Annotated in this window: 17 protein-coding genes; 4 read left to right on the forward strand and 13 right to left on the reverse strand. The window is 70.2% G+C overall.

Annotated elements, in window-relative coordinates:
* Positions 1–354: 354 nt before the first annotated feature.
* From ssuE to ACWCWD_RS00110, 10 genes are all read right to left on the reverse strand, one after another.
* Positions 355–912 carry an NADPH-dependent FMN reductase gene (ssuE, locus tag ACWCWD_RS00065; RefSeq protein WP_450768918.1) on the reverse strand — a complete coding sequence of 186 codons (558 nt, stop codon included), beginning with the start codon at positions 910–912 and terminating at the stop codon, positions 355–357.
* An 83-nt stretch (positions 913–995) separates the two neighbouring features.
* Positions 996–1,766 (reverse strand): alpha/beta hydrolase, encoded by a 771-nt coding sequence (locus tag ACWCWD_RS00070; protein WP_450768920.1) that lies wholly within the window; start codon positions 1,764–1,766, stop codon positions 996–998.
* Positions 1,767–1,944: 178 nt separating this feature from the next.
* Positions 1,945–3,285, reverse strand: coding sequence for an NtaA/DmoA family FMN-dependent monooxygenase (locus ACWCWD_RS00075; RefSeq protein ID WP_450768921.1), 1,341 nt, complete (start codon positions 3,283–3,285; stop codon positions 1,945–1,947).
* Between the two features lie 85 nt (positions 3,286–3,370).
* On the reverse strand, positions 3,371–4,243 hold the full coding sequence (locus ACWCWD_RS00080; protein ID WP_450768922.1) for an ABC transporter ATP-binding protein: 873 nt from the start codon (positions 4,241–4,243) through the stop codon (positions 3,371–3,373).
* Positions 4,240–5,247 carry an ABC transporter ATP-binding protein gene (locus tag ACWCWD_RS00085; RefSeq protein ID WP_450768924.1) on the reverse strand — a complete coding sequence of 336 codons (1,008 nt, stop codon included), beginning with the start codon at positions 5,245–5,247 and terminating at the stop codon, positions 4,240–4,242. The genes ACWCWD_RS00080 and ACWCWD_RS00085 overlap by 4 nt, the downstream gene beginning before the upstream one ends.
* Positions 5,244–6,140, reverse strand: coding sequence for an ABC transporter permease (locus ACWCWD_RS00090; protein WP_450768925.1), 897 nt, complete (start codon positions 6,138–6,140; stop codon positions 5,244–5,246). The genes ACWCWD_RS00085 and ACWCWD_RS00090 overlap by 4 nt, the downstream gene beginning before the upstream one ends.
* Before the next feature lie 2 nt (positions 6,141–6,142).
* A complete protein-coding gene (locus ACWCWD_RS00095; RefSeq protein ID WP_450768927.1) occupies positions 6,143–7,171 on the reverse strand; it encodes an ABC transporter permease in 1,029 nt (342 codons plus the stop codon).
* Positions 7,172–7,247: 76 nt separating this feature from the next.
* Positions 7,248–8,819 (reverse strand): ABC transporter substrate-binding protein, encoded by a 1,572-nt coding sequence (locus tag ACWCWD_RS00100; protein ID WP_450768929.1) that lies wholly within the window; start codon positions 8,817–8,819, stop codon positions 7,248–7,250.
* A 489-nt stretch (positions 8,820–9,308) separates the two neighbouring features.
* Positions 9,309–10,175, reverse strand: coding sequence for a DsbA family oxidoreductase (locus ACWCWD_RS00105; protein WP_450769648.1), 867 nt, complete (start codon positions 10,173–10,175; stop codon positions 9,309–9,311).
* Between the two features lie 53 nt (positions 10,176–10,228).
* Complete coding sequence (locus ACWCWD_RS00110; RefSeq protein WP_450768931.1) at positions 10,229–10,663, reverse strand: RrF2 family transcriptional regulator; 435 nt, start codon at positions 10,661–10,663, stop codon at positions 10,229–10,231.
* A gap of 140 nt (positions 10,664–10,803) precedes the next feature.
* On the opposite strand from ACWCWD_RS00110, the gene ACWCWD_RS00115 reads away from it, so the two are divergent.
* Positions 10,804–11,313, forward strand: a complete 510-nt coding sequence (locus tag ACWCWD_RS00115) for a cupin domain-containing protein (RefSeq protein ID WP_450768933.1) — start codon at positions 10,804–10,806, stop codon at positions 11,311–11,313.
* A 69-nt stretch (positions 11,314–11,382) separates the two neighbouring features.
* On the opposite strand, the gene ACWCWD_RS00120 is transcribed toward ACWCWD_RS00115, so the two are convergent.
* Both ACWCWD_RS00120 and ACWCWD_RS00125 read right to left on the reverse strand, forming a co-directional pair.
* A complete protein-coding gene (locus ACWCWD_RS00120) occupies positions 11,383–12,291 on the reverse strand; it encodes an endonuclease/exonuclease/phosphatase family protein (RefSeq protein WP_450768935.1) in 909 nt (302 codons plus the stop codon).
* Between the two features lie 166 nt (positions 12,292–12,457).
* On the reverse strand, positions 12,458–13,294 hold the full coding sequence (locus ACWCWD_RS00125) for a Cof-type HAD-IIB family hydrolase (protein ID WP_450768937.1): 837 nt from the start codon (positions 13,292–13,294) through the stop codon (positions 12,458–12,460).
* 628 nt (positions 13,295–13,922) lie between these two features.
* On the opposite strand from ACWCWD_RS00125, the gene ACWCWD_RS00130 reads away from it, so the two are divergent.
* A complete protein-coding gene (locus ACWCWD_RS00130) occupies positions 13,923–14,426 on the forward strand; it encodes a hypothetical protein (protein ID WP_450768938.1) in 504 nt (167 codons plus the stop codon).
* Entirely contained in the window at positions 14,423–15,682 is a 1,260-nt protein-coding gene (locus ACWCWD_RS00135) for an MAB_1171c family putative transporter (protein WP_450768940.1), read from the forward strand. The genes ACWCWD_RS00130 and ACWCWD_RS00135 overlap by 4 nt, the downstream gene beginning before the upstream one ends.
* On the opposite strand, the gene ACWCWD_RS00140 is transcribed toward ACWCWD_RS00135, so the two are convergent.
* Entirely contained in the window at positions 15,615–16,082 is a 468-nt protein-coding gene (locus ACWCWD_RS00140) for a hypothetical protein (protein WP_450768941.1), read from the reverse strand. The two genes, ACWCWD_RS00135 and ACWCWD_RS00140, sit on opposite strands and share 68 nt — an antisense overlap.
* 225 nt (positions 16,083–16,307) lie before the next feature.
* On the opposite strand from ACWCWD_RS00140, the gene ACWCWD_RS00145 reads away from it, so the two are divergent.
* Positions 16,308–17,537, forward strand: coding sequence for a sedoheptulose 7-phosphate cyclase (locus tag ACWCWD_RS00145; RefSeq protein ID WP_450768943.1), 1,230 nt, complete (start codon positions 16,308–16,310; stop codon positions 17,535–17,537).
* The last annotated feature ends 17 nt before the right edge of the window (positions 17,538–17,554 follow it).

The raw sequence follows: 17,554 nt of genomic DNA on the forward strand, positions 1-17,554 counted from the left end.
CCCCTGGCAGGGTGCCGACGGCCCCATCATGCCTGGCTCCACGAGGTGTTGACACGTCGGCCCGAGTCGAGGGCCACCACCTTTCCCGCCGGAGGCGGCCGATCTCCGGGCTCGGCAGGCGCCGTTCCGGCCGCGACCGTGGTGCACACGCCGATGGAGAAGTCTCTTCGGAGCAGGCGTGTGGACGCAGCCCGCCGGGGTGGACGGAGTCCCTCGCGGTGACCTTCGCAGCGAGCACTTCGATCGCGGGGGCCAAGGGGCGCGGGTTCGGACCCTGCCGTCCCGGTCCAAAAGAGCCGGGGGCTGGTGCCGGACGTTTCCGACACCAGCCCCCGATCGTTCCTCAAACGCTGATCAGGCCGTGGCCGCGAGTACCGCCGTGCGCCCGCCGAGCACCCGGGAGAACGTGTCGGTGACCTGGGCCAGGGCCTCGGCCGTACCGGGGGCGACGGTGAGGGCGCCGTCCTCACCGACGGCGATGTCCTTGTCCACGGTGAACCAGCCCGGGACGATGTGTGCCGCACCCATCGAGCTCAGGACGGGCCGCAACGCGTAGTCGATGGCCAGCACGTGGGCGGGGCTGCCGCCGGTGGCGAGGGGCAGCACGGTCTTGCCGGCCAGGGCGTACTGCGGAAGCAGGTCCAGCAGCGTCTTCAACAGCCCCGAGTAGGCGGCCTTGTAGACGGGGGTGCCGATCACCACGCCGTCCGCCTTTTCGAACAGGGCCGTGGCCCCGACGACCGCCGGGTGACCGAAGTCGGCGCCCAGCAGCGCCTCGGCGGGCAGCGTGCGGACGTCCAGCGGGGTCACGTCGTGGCCCTGCTCCCTGAGCCGGTCGTCCAGATGGCGCAGGAGCCGTGCGGTGCGGGAGGTGGCGGAAGGACTTCCGGAGACGGACAGGATGGTAGCCATCGGGCGGGCCTTTCTCTTCGGGGCAGGCGGATCAAAAGGTCAGGTGGGTCAGGAGTGCCGGGTGCGGCCGGGTGTGACGGCGTTCACCAGGCACTCGTATCGACCGTGACGACCGGCACCAGTTCGTTGCGCAGGGTCTCCAGGAAGGTGACGATCTCCGCGGCGACCGAACGGTGCTGCAGGTCGTTCAGGACGTCGTGGTGTGCGTCGCGGACGACCGACAGGCGGGCACGGCCCAGCGTCTTCGCCGTACGGGCGAGCGCCTCGCGGTCCGCGAGCGGGTCGTGGTCGCCGACGAGGAGCAGCGCGGGGACGCCCGCTTCGCCCTCGTACGCGGCTGCGAGCAGGGACGCCGGGATCGCCTCGTCGAGCGCGCCCCGCCGCGTTCCGGTGTCCTCGGTGAGCGTTCCGCGGTGGGCGGGGCAGGCGGTGCGGGCGTCGAGCTCGTCCTCCCAGCCGCCGACGGCCGTGGCGGTGCGGGACGGGATCCCGGCGAGGACGACGGCGTCCGGGCGTACGGCGGACGGCGCGCCGTCCCCGCCGACGAGTGCCGCGACGGCGACGGCGCCCGAGTCGGCGCCCAGCAGCACGAGCGGCCGGACCACCCCGCCCTCGCCGGGCGACGCGCCCTCGGCGGCTTCGGCCAGTCGGCCGCCGATACGGTGCAGCGAACCCGCGGGGTCGTCCGGGTCGATGCCGGGGGCGTCGACGACGCGCACGCGGTAGGCGTCGGCGGCCAGCCGCCGGCCGAGCCGGGCGTACGCCGCCCGGGACTCGCCCCGGCCGGGCACGACGACGACGGTGCCGCGGGTGCGAAGGCCCTCCGGCCCGAAGTAGTCGGTGTACTCGGTCATACGAGGCTCCTGCGGGTGGCGGTGCGTACGTTCAACGGGTGCGGGTGGTGCGGGTGGTGCGGGTGGTGCGGGTGGTGCGGGTGGTGCGGGTGGTGTGGGTGGTGCGGGTGGTGCGGGTGGTGCGGAGGGTGCGGGGAGTCGGGTGCGTCCGACCGGGTCGGCGCGGGTGCGTCGGGCATCAGCCGGTCACGCCCTCGCGCTCGGCGGTGTGGCGGTTGGCGGGGACGGGCAGCCCGAGGTTGCCGCGCAGGGTGTCCGCCTCGTACTCCGTGCGGAACAGACCGCGCTTCTGCAGGAGCGGAACCACACCGTCCACGAAGCGGTCGAGGTCGTCGTTGTTGCGGAAGGCCAGGTTGATGCCGTCCAGGGTGCCGGCGTCGTACCACGTCTCGATGGTGTCGGCGACGGTCTCGGGCGCGCCGACGAAGGGGGAGCGGCGGAAGGCGTTCACCGATTCGGCGACCTGGCGCAGCGACAGGTTCTCCGCCTTCGCACGCTCGATGATCTTCGCGGCGCCCGTCCGGCCGCCCTTCTCGGCGAGGTGCGCGACGTCCGGGAACGGCGCGTCCAGGTCGTGCACGCTGAAGTCGTACGCGCCGAAGGAGCGGCCGAGGAGTGCGAGGTTGCTCGCGAAGTCGTTGTCCTCCTCGAAGATCTCCCGCTCCCGGCGCCTGGCCGCCTCGTCGGTCGCACCGACGACCGGGCCGCCGTGGATGAAGACCTTGATGTGGTCGGGGTCGCGCCCGTAGGCCGCCGTGCGCTTCTTGATGTCGGCGTAGTACTCCCGCGCCTGCTCCAGCGTGCCGCCGGGCGCGTAGATGCCCTCCGCGACGCGCGCGGCGAGGTCGCGGCCCTCGGGGGACACCCCGGCCTGGAAGATGACCGGCTGGCCCTGCGGCGAGCGCGAGAGGTTGAGCGGCCCGGCGACCTTGAAGTGCTCCCCGACGTGCTCCAGGGCGTGCAGCCTGGACGGGTCGAGGAAGACGCCGCGCTCCACGTCCGCGGGGAAGGCATCGTCCTCGTAGGAGTCCCACAGGCCACGGGCGACCTGTACGGACTCCAGGGCGCGGCCGTAACGGGTGGTGTAGTCGAGGTGCTCGTCCAGCCCGTAGTTCCGGGACGTACCGGTGTCGAAGCTGGTCACCACGTTCCAGCCGGCCCGTCCGCCGCTGATGTGGTCGAGGGAGGCGAAGCGCCGGGCCAGGTTGAACGGCGAGTTGTACGTGGAACTCGCCGTGCCGACCAGGCCGATGTGCTTGGTGTGGGTGGCGACCGCGGACAGCAGGGTCAGCGGCTCCAGCCGGTTCAGGTAGTGCGAGGGATAGGTGGCGTTGATGAACTGGCTGTCGACGACGAACAGCGCGTCGAAGAGCGCGTGTTCGGCGGCCTTGGCCTGCTGGATGTAGTAATTGATGTCGATGCTGGCGTTCTTGGCGACGCCCGGGTCCTTCCAGAGGCCGTGCTGGCCGGGGCCGCCGACGCCGTACGGATGCAGAGCGAGGTGGAGCCTGCGGGACATGGGTGTTCCTCTCGATGGTGCGGAAGGGGGCAGGTGTCGTCGAGTGCGGTGGTCAGCCGTCGAGCCGTTGTCCGTTGAGAGCCGCTCAGCCGCTCAACTGCGCGCGCAGGGACTCGCGTTCGGCGCGGTCGGCGGTGCGCGTGTGCAGTGTGGGCGCGGAGCCGACGAGCAGCCGGGTGTACGCGTGCCGCGGCCGGCCGATGACCTCACGGGCCGTGCCGACCTCGACGAGTTCGCCCCGGTAGAGCACGGCGATGCGGTCGGCGACCCCGGCGACGGAGCCGAGGTCGTGGGAGATGAAGACCAGGGACGTCCCGCCGGCGCGGAGCTCCTTGAGGATCTCCAGTACTTGAACGCGGTTGGCGGAGTCCAGGGCGCTGACCGGTTCGTCGAGGATGACCAGGGCGGGCTCGGTGATCAGCGCGCGGGCCACGGCGACCCGCTGGCGCTGGCCTCCGGAGAGTTCTCCGGGCAGCCGCTGGAGCAGTTCTGCGGACAGGTGCACCCGGTCGAGGAACGCGCGTGCCCTCCCCACCGCCTCCGCGCGCCCCACACCCTGGATGAGCAGGGGCTCGGTCAGCGAGGCCTCGATGGTGAGGTCCGGGTCCAGGCTGCGCAGGGGGTCCTGGAAGACGTACTGGACGACGCCCCGCCGCCGCAGCGAGCGCCACCGGCGGGCGCTGAACCCGGTCACGTCCTCACCGCCGACGAGGATCGAGCCGGCCGACGCGCGCACCAGTCCGAGGACGGCGCGGGCGAGGGTGGACTTCCCCGACCCGGTCTCGCCGATGACGCCGACGGTCTCGCCGGGCTCCACGCTCAACGACACCCCGTGCAGCGCGTTCCGGCCCCGTCGGCCCCTTCCGTAGCGGACCTCCAGGCCTCTGATGTCCAGGACCGGGGCGGGGGGCTTCTCCTGAGGGGCGTACGTCTCCGCTCCGGGTGCCGTGGTGGTCATGACGCCTCCTTCGCGGTGAGGAACTTGTCGAGGCCGTAGCTTTCGTGCTCGGCGATGAGGAGCCGGGTGTACTCGTGCCGCGGCGCGTGCAGTACGGAGTGCGTCGGGCCCTGCTCCACCACGGTGCCCTGCCGCATCACGAGGACCTCGTCGCACAACTGGGCGACGACGGCCAGGTCGTGGGAGACCACGACGAGGGCCAGCCCGGTGCGCTCGCGCAGTTCGGCGAGGAGATCGAGGATCTCGGCCTGGACCGTGACGTCCAGCGCCGTCGTGGCCTCGTCCGCGATGAGGGCCCGCGGCTCGACGGCGATCGCCGCGGCGATCAGGACGCGCTGGAGCATGCCGCCAGACAACTCGTAGGTGTACTGGCCGTAGACCAGCTCCGGGTCCCGCAGCCGTACCGCGCCGAGGAGTGCGAGGGCCCGCCGTCGTGCCTCGCGGCGCTTCACCCCCGTCTTCACCCGGATGACCTCGGCTATCTGGGCGCCCACCCGGATCGACGGATTGAGGTAGGAGGCCGGGTCCTGGAAGACGGCGCCGATCGTGGTGCCGCGCAGGGCCGTCCACCGACGGGGTGTCAGGGTCGCGATGTCGGTGCCGTCGATCTCGACCGATCCGCCGGAGACCTCGAAGTGCGGGGGGAGGATGCCGAGCACCGCACGGCAGGTGAGGGTCTTGCCGCTGCCGGACTCGCCGACGATGCCGACCGACTTTCCCGGGGTGAGCTCGAAGTTCACCCCGTGGACGATCTCCCGGCCCGTGGCGCGGTCGTCGATGCGTACGTCGCGGACGGCGATCACGGGTGCGGTCTGCGTCTGCGCCTGCGCCTGCGCCTGCGCCTGGGTCTGCGTCGGGGGAGCGGACGCGACGTCGGTGCCGGACTGCCGGGTATCGGCGGGAGAGGCGTTGGCGGTACGGGTGTTGTCGGGAAGGGTGTCGGCGGGAAGCGCGTTGTCGGGAAGGGCCTGCTGGGAATGAGCGTGCTGGGACAGAGTGCTCATCGGGAACCTCCCACGGGGGCGGGGACGGGGGCGGACGAGCCGGTGCGGCCGGACTTGGCCCCGCGGCCGGCGACCAGCGCGCGGCCCGCCTCACCGGACACGTCGCGGATGGCGTCGGCGAGCAGATTGCAGGCCCAGACCGTGATCATGATCAGTAGGGCGGGTGCAGCCGGTGCCCACGGCTGGTGGCTGAGGTAACTCAGGTCGGAGGCGAGCAGACCGCCCCAGGTGGGAGCGGGTGGCTGCACTCCGATGCCGAGGAAGGTCAGGCTGGAGACGATGACGAAGCCGACGCCGATGGTCTGGGCGAGCGCCACGGCGATCGGCGGCAACACCTTGACCCAGACGTGGCGGCGCACGATCCAGCCGATGGAGGCACCGGAGACGATCGCCGCCTCCACGTACGGCGAGCGGGCCACGGCCAGGGTGGCCGCCCGGGCCACCCGGTAGAAGAGGGGCGAGACCAGCGCGCCGGTGACGAGCATGGCCTGCGTGATGCCGTTGCCCAGCAGAGCGATCACCGCGATGGCGAACAGCAGGAAGGGCAGGGCGACCAGCGTGTCGGCCAGGCGGAGGGTCAGCCACTCGAAGACCCGGCCCGAGTAGACCGACAGGATGCCGGGGACCGCCCCGACGACCAGGGCCGTCAGCGCGACCTCCAGCGAACCGAGGACGCTGACGCGCGAGCCGTCCAGGAGGCGGCTGAAGACGTCACGGCCCAGATAGTCCGTCCCGAGCCAGTGGGCGCCCGACGCCGGAGCGAGCGTGTTGCCGCTGACGGCGAGGGGGTCCTGGGGAGCGAGCCACGGCCCGCACACCGTGAGGAGGGCGATCAGGACGAGAACGGCCACGGCGATGCGGCCGGACGTGAGTGTAAGGACGCGGCGCACCATCGTCAGACCCCCCGTCGGGATGCCGGCATCACACGGGCCAGCACCAGATTGATGATCAGGTTGAAGGAGACGACCAGCACGATCGACACCACGAGGACGCCCTGCACCGCGGGCACGTCGCCGGCCTGTGCGGAGTCGTTGGCGAACCGGCCGAAGCCCTGGAGGCCGAAGATCCACTCGGTGATCACGGAGGCGCCGACCAGCGCCGGGAACTTCTGCCCGACCGTGGCGAGAGCGGGCCCGATCCCGTTGCGCAGGACGTGGCCGAAGAAGATCCGCCGCGGACTCAGGCCCCGTACGACCGCACCCGTCACGTAGTTCTCGCCGTACGCCGCGACGAGGCTGGACCGCAGCTGACGCGCCACGTCGGCGATGACGTCGAAGCTCAGCGCGAGTGCGGGGAGCGTGATGTGCGCGATCCAGGGACCGAAGCCCTGCTCGGCCGGGATGTATCCGGCCGAAGGGAACAACTTGAGCTGGACGGCCAGGACCGAGACCAGCACGATGCCGACGACGAAGGCCGGCATCACCGAGATCACGGTGACGAAGCCCGTGATCGCGCGGTCGAGGAGGGTGGTGCGCCGGAGCGCAGCCACCGTGCCGAGGAGGAAGCCGACGACCACGCCGATGATCAGTGCGAACGTCGCGACCGAGAGGCTGACGCCGAGACCGAGGCCGATCAGCGTCGAGATGTCGGCCCCGTTGACCCAGCTGGAGCCCAGCTCTCCGTGCAGGACATCGGTGAACCAGTGCCAGTACTGGGTCAGGAAGGGCTGGTCGAGCCCCCATTCGGCCTCGATGCGATGGATCGCGTCCGGGGTGGCGTCCTCGCCCAGCTGGATGCGTGCGGGGCTGAGTCCGCTCATGGCCCGCAGCGCGAACGTCACGAAGGTCGCGACCAGGAACACCGGTACGAAGATCGCGACCGACCGGCCCAGGGCGGAGGCCATGCGTCCTGCGGCGTGCCGCGCCCTCGCCCCGGCGATCCCGCGGCGGCGCTCGGGAGTCGCCTCCGCCGTGGTCGTCGTCATGGGGTTGCCTCCTCTCTGCAGTGGATGGAGTGGATGGAGTGAGTGGAGTGATGGAGTGGGTGGAGTGGCCGGACGGTCAGGAACCGCTGGAGACCGTCACGCCGGTCCAGTCGATGTGCGCGGGGTTCTTCGGCAGACCGGAGACGGACTTGCTCTTCGCGAAGAGGTTGGGGGAGGAGAAGGTGAAGATCAGCGCCTTGCTCGCGAGGCCCGCGCGCGTCGCCTCCTGGAGGACCCGTGTGTAGTCGGGCGCGTCCAGGGGCGTCTGACGGACCTTGGCGACGGCCTTCTCGAAGCCCTCCGGCTCATAGGGGGAGCTGAGATTGAGCGGGCCGTTGGGGCCGAAGTGGGCGGTGAGGGTCTGTACCGCCGAGTCGCGCCCCGTGGTCGAGTAGAGCGAGAAGGCGAGGTTTTTCGCGAAGAACGGGGTGGCCCAGTTCTTGTCGATCTTGATGGTGACCTTGACGCCCACGGCGGCCAGTTGCGACTGGACGATCTCCGCCTGGGGGTCCTCGGCGGGGATGACCAGGTCGAGCTTGAGCTCCCCCGGACGGTGGCCCGCCTCGGCCAGGAGCTTCTTCGCCTTCGCGGGATCGTAGGGGTAGGCGTTCTCCGACTCGGCGTCGTACGCCACATAGCCCTTGGGGAACGGCTGGTCGGTCGCTTCCCCGTGACCGAAGGTCAGCTTGTCGACGAACTCCTCGCGGTTGACCGCGTAGCGGAAGGCATCGACGACCCTGTCGTCGTCGAACGGCGCCTTGTTGATGTTCAGGCTGATGTTGGAGGCGTTGAATCCGGGCTGGGAGAAGACGTCCAGCCCCGCCTTTCCGGCGGCGTCGGCCTGACTCGGCTCTATGTCCGCGAAGTTGTAGACACCGGTCTGCAGGCCCGGTACGACGGTGGAGGCGTCGGGGGCGGACACCAGCTCGACGTTGTCGATGTGGATGTTCTTCGCGTCCCAGTAGTCGGGGTTCTTCCGCAGGACCGCCTTGGTGCCCGGGATCAGCTGGTCGATGACGAACGGACCGGCGCCGACCGGGTTCTGATCCAGCTTCGCGGGGTTCGCGGCGGCCTTCGGGCTGGCGATCTGCAGGACGCGCTCGCCGAGCAACTGAGGTATCTGGTAATCGACTTGCGTGAGTTCGAGCGTCGCGTCGAGGCCGTGGGCCCGCACCGAGCCGATCGAGGTCAGGTCACCGAAGAGCGCGGAGTTCTTCTGCTTCTGTGCCCGTTCGATGGCCGCCTTCACGGCTGCGGCGTCGACCGGCTCGCCGTCGCTGAATTTCAGGCCGGGCCGCAGGTGGAAGGTGATGCGGTCGCCCTTCTCGTTGTACTCCCAGCTCTCGGCGAGGTCGGGGACGGCCTTGCCTTCTTCATCGGTACGGGTCAACGAGGCGTAGACCAGAGCAAGTTCGCGGAACTGGGCGCCGCTGCCCGACACCACGGGGTCCCAGTGGCCGGGGAAGTAGGACGAGGCCCACTTGAGGGTCGCGGCGCCGGCCGACGCGGAGCCACTGCCGCCGCAAGCGCTCAGGCCCGGGACGAGCAGGGCGACGGCGGCGGTTCCGAGGGCCGCGGCCCTCAGGCCGCCCGCCTTTCGGGCCGACCGGACGTCCGGTCGGTGTCGGAGCGTGAGTCGTGCGAGCATCTCGTTCTCTCTGATTGAGTCCCGGCCCGGAAAAGGGCAGGAGGAAGCGGAGGAGCGTGAAGGGAGCAGCGCGGCACTCGCACGGAACCGTCGCCGGGGGTGCGGGCGTGCGTCGCGGGGATGCGTCGGCGCACGACGGGGCGGGAGCGGGGCCCTGGGTGGGCGCCGGGAACTCACGACCCGCACGGGGGTACGGCGAGGAGGTACGACGGAAGACGAGGAGCTGACGCGAACGGACAGGCGCGGATCAGTGGATCAGCGGGCCGGTGAACGGCCGGGGCTGCCGACGGAGGTCGGGCGTCGCCTGTGGAGTGGAGGTGCGGGGACGGTCAGCGACAGAGTGCGCTGGAGGTGCGCCGCAGGTCCACGTAGCGGCAAACCACACCGGGGTGCGTCGTGAGCATGGCCTCATCCTGGCCGCGGCCATCCGCCTCTGTCAATGGACACCCATTGGTGTCTCATTGGGCGGGACGTTGCCGCAATGGCAGCTCAGGGCCCTGCGGGAAGCTGGAAGGGGGAGCCCGAGCGTGCTGACGCCTCGTCAGGATGCAGCCAGATAAGGCCGTTGGGCCCGTCCACCGGCACCGCGCCGGGCGGCGGCCAGATCCCCGGTGCCAGGAGCCCGCGCTCCGGCCCGGTCAGGCTCCGGTGACGCTTCAGCGCCTCGGCCGGCGAGAGCGGGGCGGACGCGTCGAGCAGGCCGGGGACCAGCTCCTCGAAGGCCGCCGCATACGCCGCGTACGGCCGCCAGCCGGGGACGGTGCGACGGTCCGACGGGGTACGTACGAGCAGCGTCGGCAGCGCGTAACGGAAGCCGCCGTCCGAGGTCTCCTTGGCCGAACCGGGGTGCGGCGAGTCGTAGCGTACGGACCGCACTTCGGCGACCGGCCGCCGCGCCTCCGCACGGTCGCGCTCCACCCGTTCGCGTGCCGCGGCGGACGCCGCGTCGGACCGCAGCCGGTGGGTGTCCGCTCCCGGGACACCCCGAGCGGCGGCCACCGCGCGTTCGAGGGTGTCCGCCGGGTCGCCCAGCACGAAGACGGTCTCCCGCAACCGCCGCAGCACGCCCTCCGCCACGTCGGCGCCCTGGAGTTCGGCGGCCACGGCAACCAGCGAGGAAGGCCAGGAGCTTGCCGCCACCCGCCTGAGCCGGGCCGCCCGGGGTGCACCGGTGTGCGCGCTGATCTCCTCGACGTAACGCGCGTACCAGGCCGTCTCGGCCGACGGATCCGGCGCCGGGTCGTCCACCTCGTCGTCGAAGAGCACGGCGTACGCCCGCCGCCAGCGGACCCTGCCCTCCAGTGCCGTCCGCAGCCGCCGGAAGACCGGCTCCGAACCCCAGGCCCACGGGCACATGGGGTCGGTGTACTCCACCACCTCCACCAAGGGCGTGTCCCGTCCCCCCGCCGTCACGCCGCACCGATCGCGGACGGCCGCTCGCGCGCGTCGGAGGGCAGCAGCGAGGCGAGGCTCAGCCCGCCGAGCGTCGCGGCGGCGTCCGACTCGACCCGTCGCCACACACCGGGCAGGCCCACGGCGGGGCCGGGATAGTCGAGTCCGTCCAACGACTCGCCCCGCAGGGTGATCAGTTCGCCGTCGACAGCGCGCACGACGTCGAGCAGGGCGATCTCGTCGGCGGGTCTGCCGAGCCAGTAACCGCCTTCGCAGCCACGCTGGCTGCGCACCAGGCCGGCCCGGCGCAACTCACCCACCACGGACTTGAGGAAGCGGAACGGAATGTGCTGCGCGGACGCGATGGCTTCACAGGAGAGCGGACGGCCGGGATCACTCGCGAGCTCGAGAAGGGCGCGCGTGGCGTAGTCCGCCTTCGCGGAGATATGCATGGCCACATCATGCCCCCGGAAGCGGGCCGCAGGCGACGTACTCCGTCCACTCGGTTCTTATGTTGCGGGAACATTGCCGCAGGTGAAGGGGAAAGGACACCTCTTGACATCCTTTTCCGGGGCGCCCTAGCGTCCCAGCCATGAGCGAGCCGCTGACGACCCCCGGTGAGGGGTTCCACCCTCATCTCCACGCGCCGCAGAGCGGCCCGACGGCCCCCCTGCGCAGCCGCCTCCACCACATCCGTGCGGACGGCCTCGACGGGGACACCGCGCAGACCGGCGGCATGCGCAGGTTCAGCGCCGTCAGCGGCAAGACCGTCGGCTCCGAGAAGCTGTGGATGGGCCAGACCCACGTGGCCCCCGCGACCGCCTCCTCCGACCACCACCACGGAGAGTCCGAGACCGCCATCCATGTGGTCAGCGGACACCCGGAGTTCGTCTTCCTGGACGACTCGGGCGAGGAGCCGGATGAGGTGCGGCTGCGCACCTCGCCGGGCGACTACATCTTCGTCCCCCCGTTCGTGCCGCACCGCGAGGAGAACCCGGACCCCACCGAGGAGGCCGTGGTCGTCATCGCGCGGAGCACCCAGGAGGCGATCGTGGTCAACCTGCCGCGCCTGTACGCCCTGGGGGCGGACCAGGACGTCTGACGGACGCGACCCGCCCGGTGCGCGGGGACCGTGCCGTTCGGGGACGTGGACCGTGGCGGTGCCGCCGGCTCAGCGGCGCAGGCGGGCCCGTACGAGAACCGCGTCGTGGTCCGTGTACGTGGCGGGCTCGACCGTCACCTTCGGCGCGGCGAGGTTGCCGTACACGTGCTGGATGCCCGGGGACTGGGTGGCGGTGTCGTCCGTCAGCGTCCACATGCCCTCGGGGGCGCAGGAGGCGTGGCGGTTGACGTCACCGGCGAAGATCGTCCGGCGGCCCCGGTCGGCGAGGACCGCGGCGAGTTCGGCGCACTGGACCGAGTTGGTGCTGTCGGCGGCCTCACCGTCGGTCGACAGGTGGCTGCCGCACACGTTCACCCCGCGAGCCGTGGTGACGCACAGCCAGCGACGCTCCTCGACCCCGCTGAACACGGAGTACGCGGCGTCCTCGGAGGAGCGGACGGCGTCCCTGGTGAGGACCGCGTTGCCGAAGACACCGCGCCCGGTGGGCGTCTTGCAGTCCAGCGGCGCGCCCCGGTAGATGACCGTGGCGAACCGGTACTGGTACCCGGTGCGCGCGGCGATCTCGGCGACGTCGGCGCTGCACGCCTCGTTGAGGGTGACGGCGTCGACGCGGTGGGCCTGGACGCGGTCGACGACCTCGTCGAGGATCTTCGGGTACTCGGTCCGGGCGTAACAGCCCGCGTATCCGCTGGAGCAGAGGTTCATCTGGAGCAGCGAGAATGCCGCCCGGTCGTCCCGTCCGCCGTGCGCGGAGGCGTGCGAGCCGGGTGAGGTATGCGAGGCGTGCGAGGCGTGCGAGGCGTGCGAGGCGTGCGAGGCGTGCGAGGCGTGCGAGGCGTGCGACGGGCCGGACGGGTGTCCGGCGGCCGAGGCGGTGGTGGGCGATGCCAGCACCGCGGCGAACGCCAGCAGGGCGGGAGCGAGGGCGCGCAGGCGCGCAGCCGTGAAGTTGATCATGACGCGAGTGTGCTGACCGGCCGACGGCGTGAGAAGGGGGACGGGGAGGTGTTCACCGATGCTTCCGGTGGCCGTCACCGGCCGCCGGAACCGGCCACCCGTCGTTGCCCCGCCTGCCACCCGCCGTCAGCCCGCACGTTCCGCGAGCCCCCCGCCGGCGGGACGGTCAGATCCCGAGCACGTTCTTGATGGTGCGCAGCACACCCTCGTCGGTGTGGGCCGGGGCCGTGTGGCGGGCGCGGCGGAGGATGTCCGGGTGGGCGTTGGCCATGGCGAACGACCAGTCGGCGGTGTCGAGCATCTCCAGGTCGTTGAGGTAGTCCCCGAACACCATGGTCTGCTCCGGTCCGATGCCCAGGCGCTGCTGGAGGCGGCGCACGGCCGCGCCCTTGTCGGCGGTGCGGTTCATGACGTCGATCCAGAGCTCGCCCGAGACGACCACCTGGTGGGTGTCGGAGAACGCCTCCAGGGCGCGGGCGGAGCCGTGTTCGGCCCCGTCGAAGTCGAGGACGGCGATCTTGATGATCTCGTCGTCCACCGCGGTCGCGTCGTCCACGACGCGGTGCGACCGGTAGTACTTGGTGACTTCGGCCAGGAACGCCTCGTCGCCGCGTTCGGTATACGCCGCGCGCTTCCCGCAGACCACCACGCCGACGTTCCGGCCGTCCTCCGCCAGCTGCCGGACGCAGGAGACCAGCCGGGCGGAGACCGCCGGGTCGACGGGGTCGGACGACAGCTCGACACCGTCGCGTACGACGAGGGCGCCGTTCTCCGCGATGTAGACCATGCCCTCGTCCGCGCCCTCGAACAGGTGGGCCAGCGTGGCGTACTGGCGGCCGCTGGCCGGGCTGAAGACGATGGAGCGACGGCCCAGTTCCTCCAGCAGGGGCCACAGGCCCGCCGGTACGTTGCCTTCGGCGTCCAGCAGGGTGCCGTCCATGTCCGTGACGATGAGCCGGATGTCGGGGGCGGCGGGCGGACGCGTGTCGTGGCGGGTGCTCATGGTGATCCTGGAGTTCGACGGGTGGGGCGTCCGCACCGTAACCCGCACGCCGTCCGGCGGCTGCGGCGGGGATCACCTGCACCTGGTGAGCCCCCGGACCGACGTGCCCGGCGGACCGACGGCGCCTCGAACGGCGTGATTCTGGCACAGGCCGGGGCTGCGGAGAGTGGCGATCCGTCGAGCCGTGTGTCGTTTCCAATGCGTCCGAGTGGAGAAAATCGCATTCCGGCCAACTTTTCGGCCTGTCTCGGTTTCTTTTACGACAGACCGATGTCGCGTCGAGCATTCGGCCGCGCGAATTGCGTCTCAGGTCGTGCATATCCAGCCGTTTTCGACAGAACGCGACGAACAACTCCCAACTCCCTGTAGGGGAGTCGGGCGGGGCCGGAGGGGATGATGTGGATCCACCCCGCCTGGCGGAGGATGACCGTCCGGAGGTCGCTACCGGTGGTTAACCAGTCGTTACGATGGAGTGAAGTGGATCTCTTTTCGTTGGCCGACGGCGGCGGGTGCCCTAGATTCTCCGTGATCAGGTTCTTGGGCTTGTCCACGGGGTGACGTGCGAAACAGGAATCGAAATTTGTCGCATGAAGGGGACCAAGTGTCGGACCGAGGGAAGAGGGGGCTCTTGAAACGGCCGCTCAGTACGCGGGAGGACCGGCTGCGTGACGCCCGATTGCGCAGTCGCAGCCACCAGTTGATGCGTCGGCTCACGCCGCGCCTGCCGTTGAGCGTAACCGCGTTGTGCGAGGAGCTCGGCGGAATGCGCGACAGGCCCATCAGGCTCATGGAGTGGGACCTGTCGACTGACGGGCCGTTCGGAGTGCTGATATCCCGTGACCACGAGGATGTCATCGTTTATCAGGCCAAGACCACGAAAGCGCACCAGGCGCACATCATTCTCCACGAGGTCGGACACATCATCGCGTTCGACCTCGCGGGTGAGCGGCCTTCGGGAGTGGTGGAGCGGACCAGTTATTCCGACCGGGACGAGCGGGACGCCGAGATCATCGCCTCGACGATCATGTACCGGGCGATTTCGATGAGTCGGCGCATGCGGAGTCAGGGGCTCGACGAGCCATGGAGGCACTCGGTGTACAACAGCCTGGTGCTTACCGACGGAGCCCTGTGAGCGCACTCAATCTCGTCGCCATCATCACACTGCTCGGCGGCACGTTGTGGACGATGCCCGGTCTGATCCAGCGGCGGCTGCGCGATCCCATGCGGCTGCATCTCTGTCTGGCACTGCTGCTGATGGGTGCCGGAAACGTGCTGGCGCAGGCGCCCATCCCTCACTTCGTGGACGGGTTCACCTTCGAGGGCTTTTCCAAGGTCACGTACAACGCGGAGGTCCTGACCGGTCTTGCCTTCATGGTCGGATTTCTGCGTGAACGTCCATTGGAGCGTCTGACGCCGCCGTGGCCCTGGGAAATAGGCGCTTGTCTCGTCTGTCTGGCGGCGATGTTCGCCGTGTCGGCGTTCCTGCCCGCGCCGTTGCGTGATCACGCTTTGACGTCGGCCTACCTCGTCGACTGGCGCGTGCGCACTTTCTACAACTTCGGCAATTTCTATCTGTTGTTCGGATATGCTTCCAGTGCCTATCTGGCCTGGCGGCATTCCAGGCGCGGCGGTCAGTTGCGGCGGACGTCGCTGCGCATCGTCGCTGTCGGCCTGGGAGGGCTGGCCCTCACCTGCATTTTTCGCTTCCTCTGGGTGAATCTGCCCTCGCTGCGCGAGCCTGGCCGGCTGATCGACTACCCCGATGTCTTCCTCTTCGGCCAGATCGCCGCCATCGTGGTCTGCGTGGGCCTGGGCCTGCCGTTCTTCTTCAGCGTGGTGAGTGCGGTGCGGGAGATTCTCGATCATCGCCGCCAGTTCAATGGGCTGGAAGAACTGTGGCGCCGGCTGGTGGAGGCATACCCCGAGCTCGTGCTGGAGCGGCGTACCCGTCGTTGGCGTGCGCTCTTCAAGGATTCCGCGTCGGTCTACCGGCGTTACGTGGAGTGCCGGGACGGACTGACCCGGCTCGGGCCCTATTTGCGGCTCGCGGCCGAAGGGGGAGCGGACTCCGGGGCGGGCGACGTGGATGTGAGGGCATCCGCCCGCTTGGTCGAACTCGCCCTGCGGCTCCGGAGCGAGCGAGGGCGGGGCGGCGGCCCGCCGACGGAAGCGGTCTTCGTCTTCGCTCCGCGCAGGGGTGACGGCCATGACTACGAAGAAGACCTGGGCACCCTCGTGCGGCTCTCGCGTGAACTGCGCGCGATGCAGCCCGTGCCGCCCGGGCCGTGCCGTCGCCGGTGGGTGGGCACGCTTGAGCCCCTTACGCCCTGCCGTCGCCGGATTCTCCGGCGGCGGGCGGTTTCGGCGAGCCGTCGAGCACATCCATGATCGACAGCAGCTGCTCGCGCAGCTCGGGCGTCAGCCGGCCGGCCCGCATCGCGATGGACTGCACCTGCCGGTCGCCGAGTGCCTCCGCCCATCCGTCCTTGGACTTCGCCGGGCTGTCCGGCGGGGTCTCGTTGATGAGTGCGCTCACCGACACCTGCAGGGTCATGTTCCGCGACTGGAAGTACGTGACGATCGCGGAAAGGACGCTGACCGTCGGGTTGGTCTGCGAACCGTTGCGCAGGGCCGTCAGATAGCTCCGGGAGATCGTCACGTCGTGTCGCGCGTCGTCGGAGATCGCCTTGGCGACCTCCGACGTGGACGGCTCACGCAGGCGGCCCACGGCATCCGGGGTGGCGGCATCGGCGAACCAGGAGTTGAGGCGTTCCGCCAGCGTAGTCATGGGTGTCGACCTCCGTGGACTTCGGCGACTCGGTGGTCTCTGTATCAGAGTCGAATGCGCGGCGCTGCCGGGCGTCCTTTTGAGTGCTCGCGTCGCCTTTATATCGGCGCTTGAGCCAACTGTAACACGGCCGACATGATGAGCGTCGTGGTGCTAATATAGTCGACAGCGAGCCGATAAAGATTCTATGATGCTCATCCAATGGCAGCTCACGCTGGAGGGGATATGCGTAGCGGTACGGTCTTCACTCAAGGGCTTCGTCACGGTCTCGGGGGCGACCCGTTCTGGACGGTCGAGGCTGTTCGTCAGGTTCGGTACCACGTAGTCAGCTCCAACGGTCTGTTCGAACCCGGCAACAGCGCGCTGCTGACCGGGTGCCCGGACGCCCCGATGACCCCGGGCGACCGGCGGCTCGTCGTCATCGACCAGAACGTCGACGCGATCTACGGCGGCGACGTACGCGCCTGGTTCACGGCCAACGGGATCGACGCGACGGTCATACCCCTGCGTGCCGACGAGTCGGTGAAGCAGTGGGACGCGGTGTCGCGGGTCGTCGACGCGATGAACGACTTCGGGATCGACCGGCGCCGCGAGCCGGTACTCGCCGTGGGCGGAGGGGTCCTGACCGACATCGTCGGCTTCGCGGCGAGCCTGTACCGGCGCGGAACCCCGTACATCCGCGTCCCCACGACGCTGATCGGGCTCGTCGACGCCGGAGTCGGGGTCAAGACCGGGGTCAACTACGAGCGCGGCAAGAACCGGCTGGGCACCTACGCCCCGGCGACGGCCACCTTCCTCGACCGGTCCTTCCTGCGCAGCCTGCCCCTGCGGCACATCAGCAACGGTCTCGCCGAGATCCTGAAGATGGCGCTCATCCGCTCGGAGGACCTGTTCGCCCTGCTGGAATCGCGGGGCGCGGCCGTCCGCGCCGACCGGTTCCAAGGGACGACCCAGGACCTCGCCGGCTCGGCGGACGCCATCATCGCCGAATCCATCCACCTCATGCTGGAAGAGCTACAGCCCAACCTGTGGGAATCCGCGCTGGAGCGCTGCGTGGACTACGGCCACACCTTCAGCCCGACGCTGGAGATGCACGCCCTACCCGAACTGCTCCACGGCGAGGCCGTGGTCATCGACATGGCGTTGACGACCGCGCTGGCGACCCTGCGGGGCTTCGTGACCGAGGCCCAGGCCGACCGTATCTACGAGGTCATGCGTCGGCTCGGCCTGCCCGTGTGGAACGAGGTCCTCGAAGACCCGACGCTGCTCCAGGAGGCTCTGCGGGACACCGTGCGCCACCGCGACGGACAGCAGCGGCTGCCGCTGCCGATCGGCATCGGGCGGCACCGGTTCGTCAACGATGTCACACCCGCGGAACTTCGGGACGCCGCGGCGCTGTTGCGCGACCGTACCCCCGCGGCCGCCTCGCTCGTGCCCGAGCAGGTCGGCGCGTGAGCCGCAGGGGGGACGGC

This window comes from Streptomyces sp. NPDC001493, assembly GCF_053597235.1.

Coding starts and splice junctions, on each gene's coding strand:
- ACWCWD_RS00140 (WP_450768941.1), bottom strand. CDS start 16,082: ATGACTACGCTGGCGGAACGCCTCAACTCCTGGTTCGCCGATGCCGCC.
- ACWCWD_RS00085 (WP_450768924.1), bottom strand. CDS start 5,247: ATGAGCACTCTGTCCCAGCACGCTCATTCCCAGCAGGCCCTTCCCGAC.
- ACWCWD_RS00125 (WP_450768937.1), bottom strand. CDS start 13,294: ATGAGCACCCGCCACGACACGCGTCCGCCCGCCGCCCCCGACATCCGG.
- ACWCWD_RS00105 (WP_450769648.1), bottom strand. CDS start 10,175: ATGTGCCCGTGGGCCTGGGGTTCGGAGCCGGTCTTCCGGCGGCTGCGG.
- ACWCWD_RS00070 (WP_450768920.1), bottom strand. CDS start 1,766: ATGACCGAGTACACCGACTACTTCGGGCCGGAGGGCCTTCGCACCCGC.
- ACWCWD_RS00095 (WP_450768927.1), bottom strand. CDS start 7,171: ATGACGACGACCACGGCGGAGGCGACTCCCGAGCGCCGCCGCGGGATC.
- ACWCWD_RS00090 (WP_450768925.1), bottom strand. CDS start 6,140: ATGGTGCGCCGCGTCCTTACACTCACGTCCGGCCGCATCGCCGTGGCC.
- ACWCWD_RS00115 (WP_450768933.1), top strand. CDS start 10,804: ATGAGCGAGCCGCTGACGACCCCCGGTGAGGGGTTCCACCCTCATCTC.
- ACWCWD_RS00080 (WP_450768922.1), bottom strand. CDS start 4,243: ATGACCACCACGGCACCCGGAGCGGAGACGTACGCCCCTCAGGAGAAG.
- ACWCWD_RS00120 (WP_450768935.1), bottom strand. CDS start 12,291: ATGATCAACTTCACGGCTGCGCGCCTGCGCGCCCTCGCTCCCGCCCTG.
- ACWCWD_RS00075 (WP_450768921.1), bottom strand. CDS start 3,285: ATGTCCCGCAGGCTCCACCTCGCTCTGCATCCGTACGGCGTCGGCGGC.
- ACWCWD_RS00145 (WP_450768943.1), top strand. CDS start 16,308: ATGCGTAGCGGTACGGTCTTCACTCAAGGGCTTCGTCACGGTCTCGGG.
- ACWCWD_RS00100 (WP_450768929.1), bottom strand. CDS start 8,819: ATGCTCGCACGACTCACGCTCCGACACCGACCGGACGTCCGGTCGGCC.
- ACWCWD_RS00110 (WP_450768931.1), bottom strand. CDS start 10,663: ATGCATATCTCCGCGAAGGCGGACTACGCCACGCGCGCCCTTCTCGAG.
- ssuE (WP_450768918.1), bottom strand. CDS start 912: ATGGCTACCATCCTGTCCGTCTCCGGAAGTCCTTCCGCCACCTCCCGC.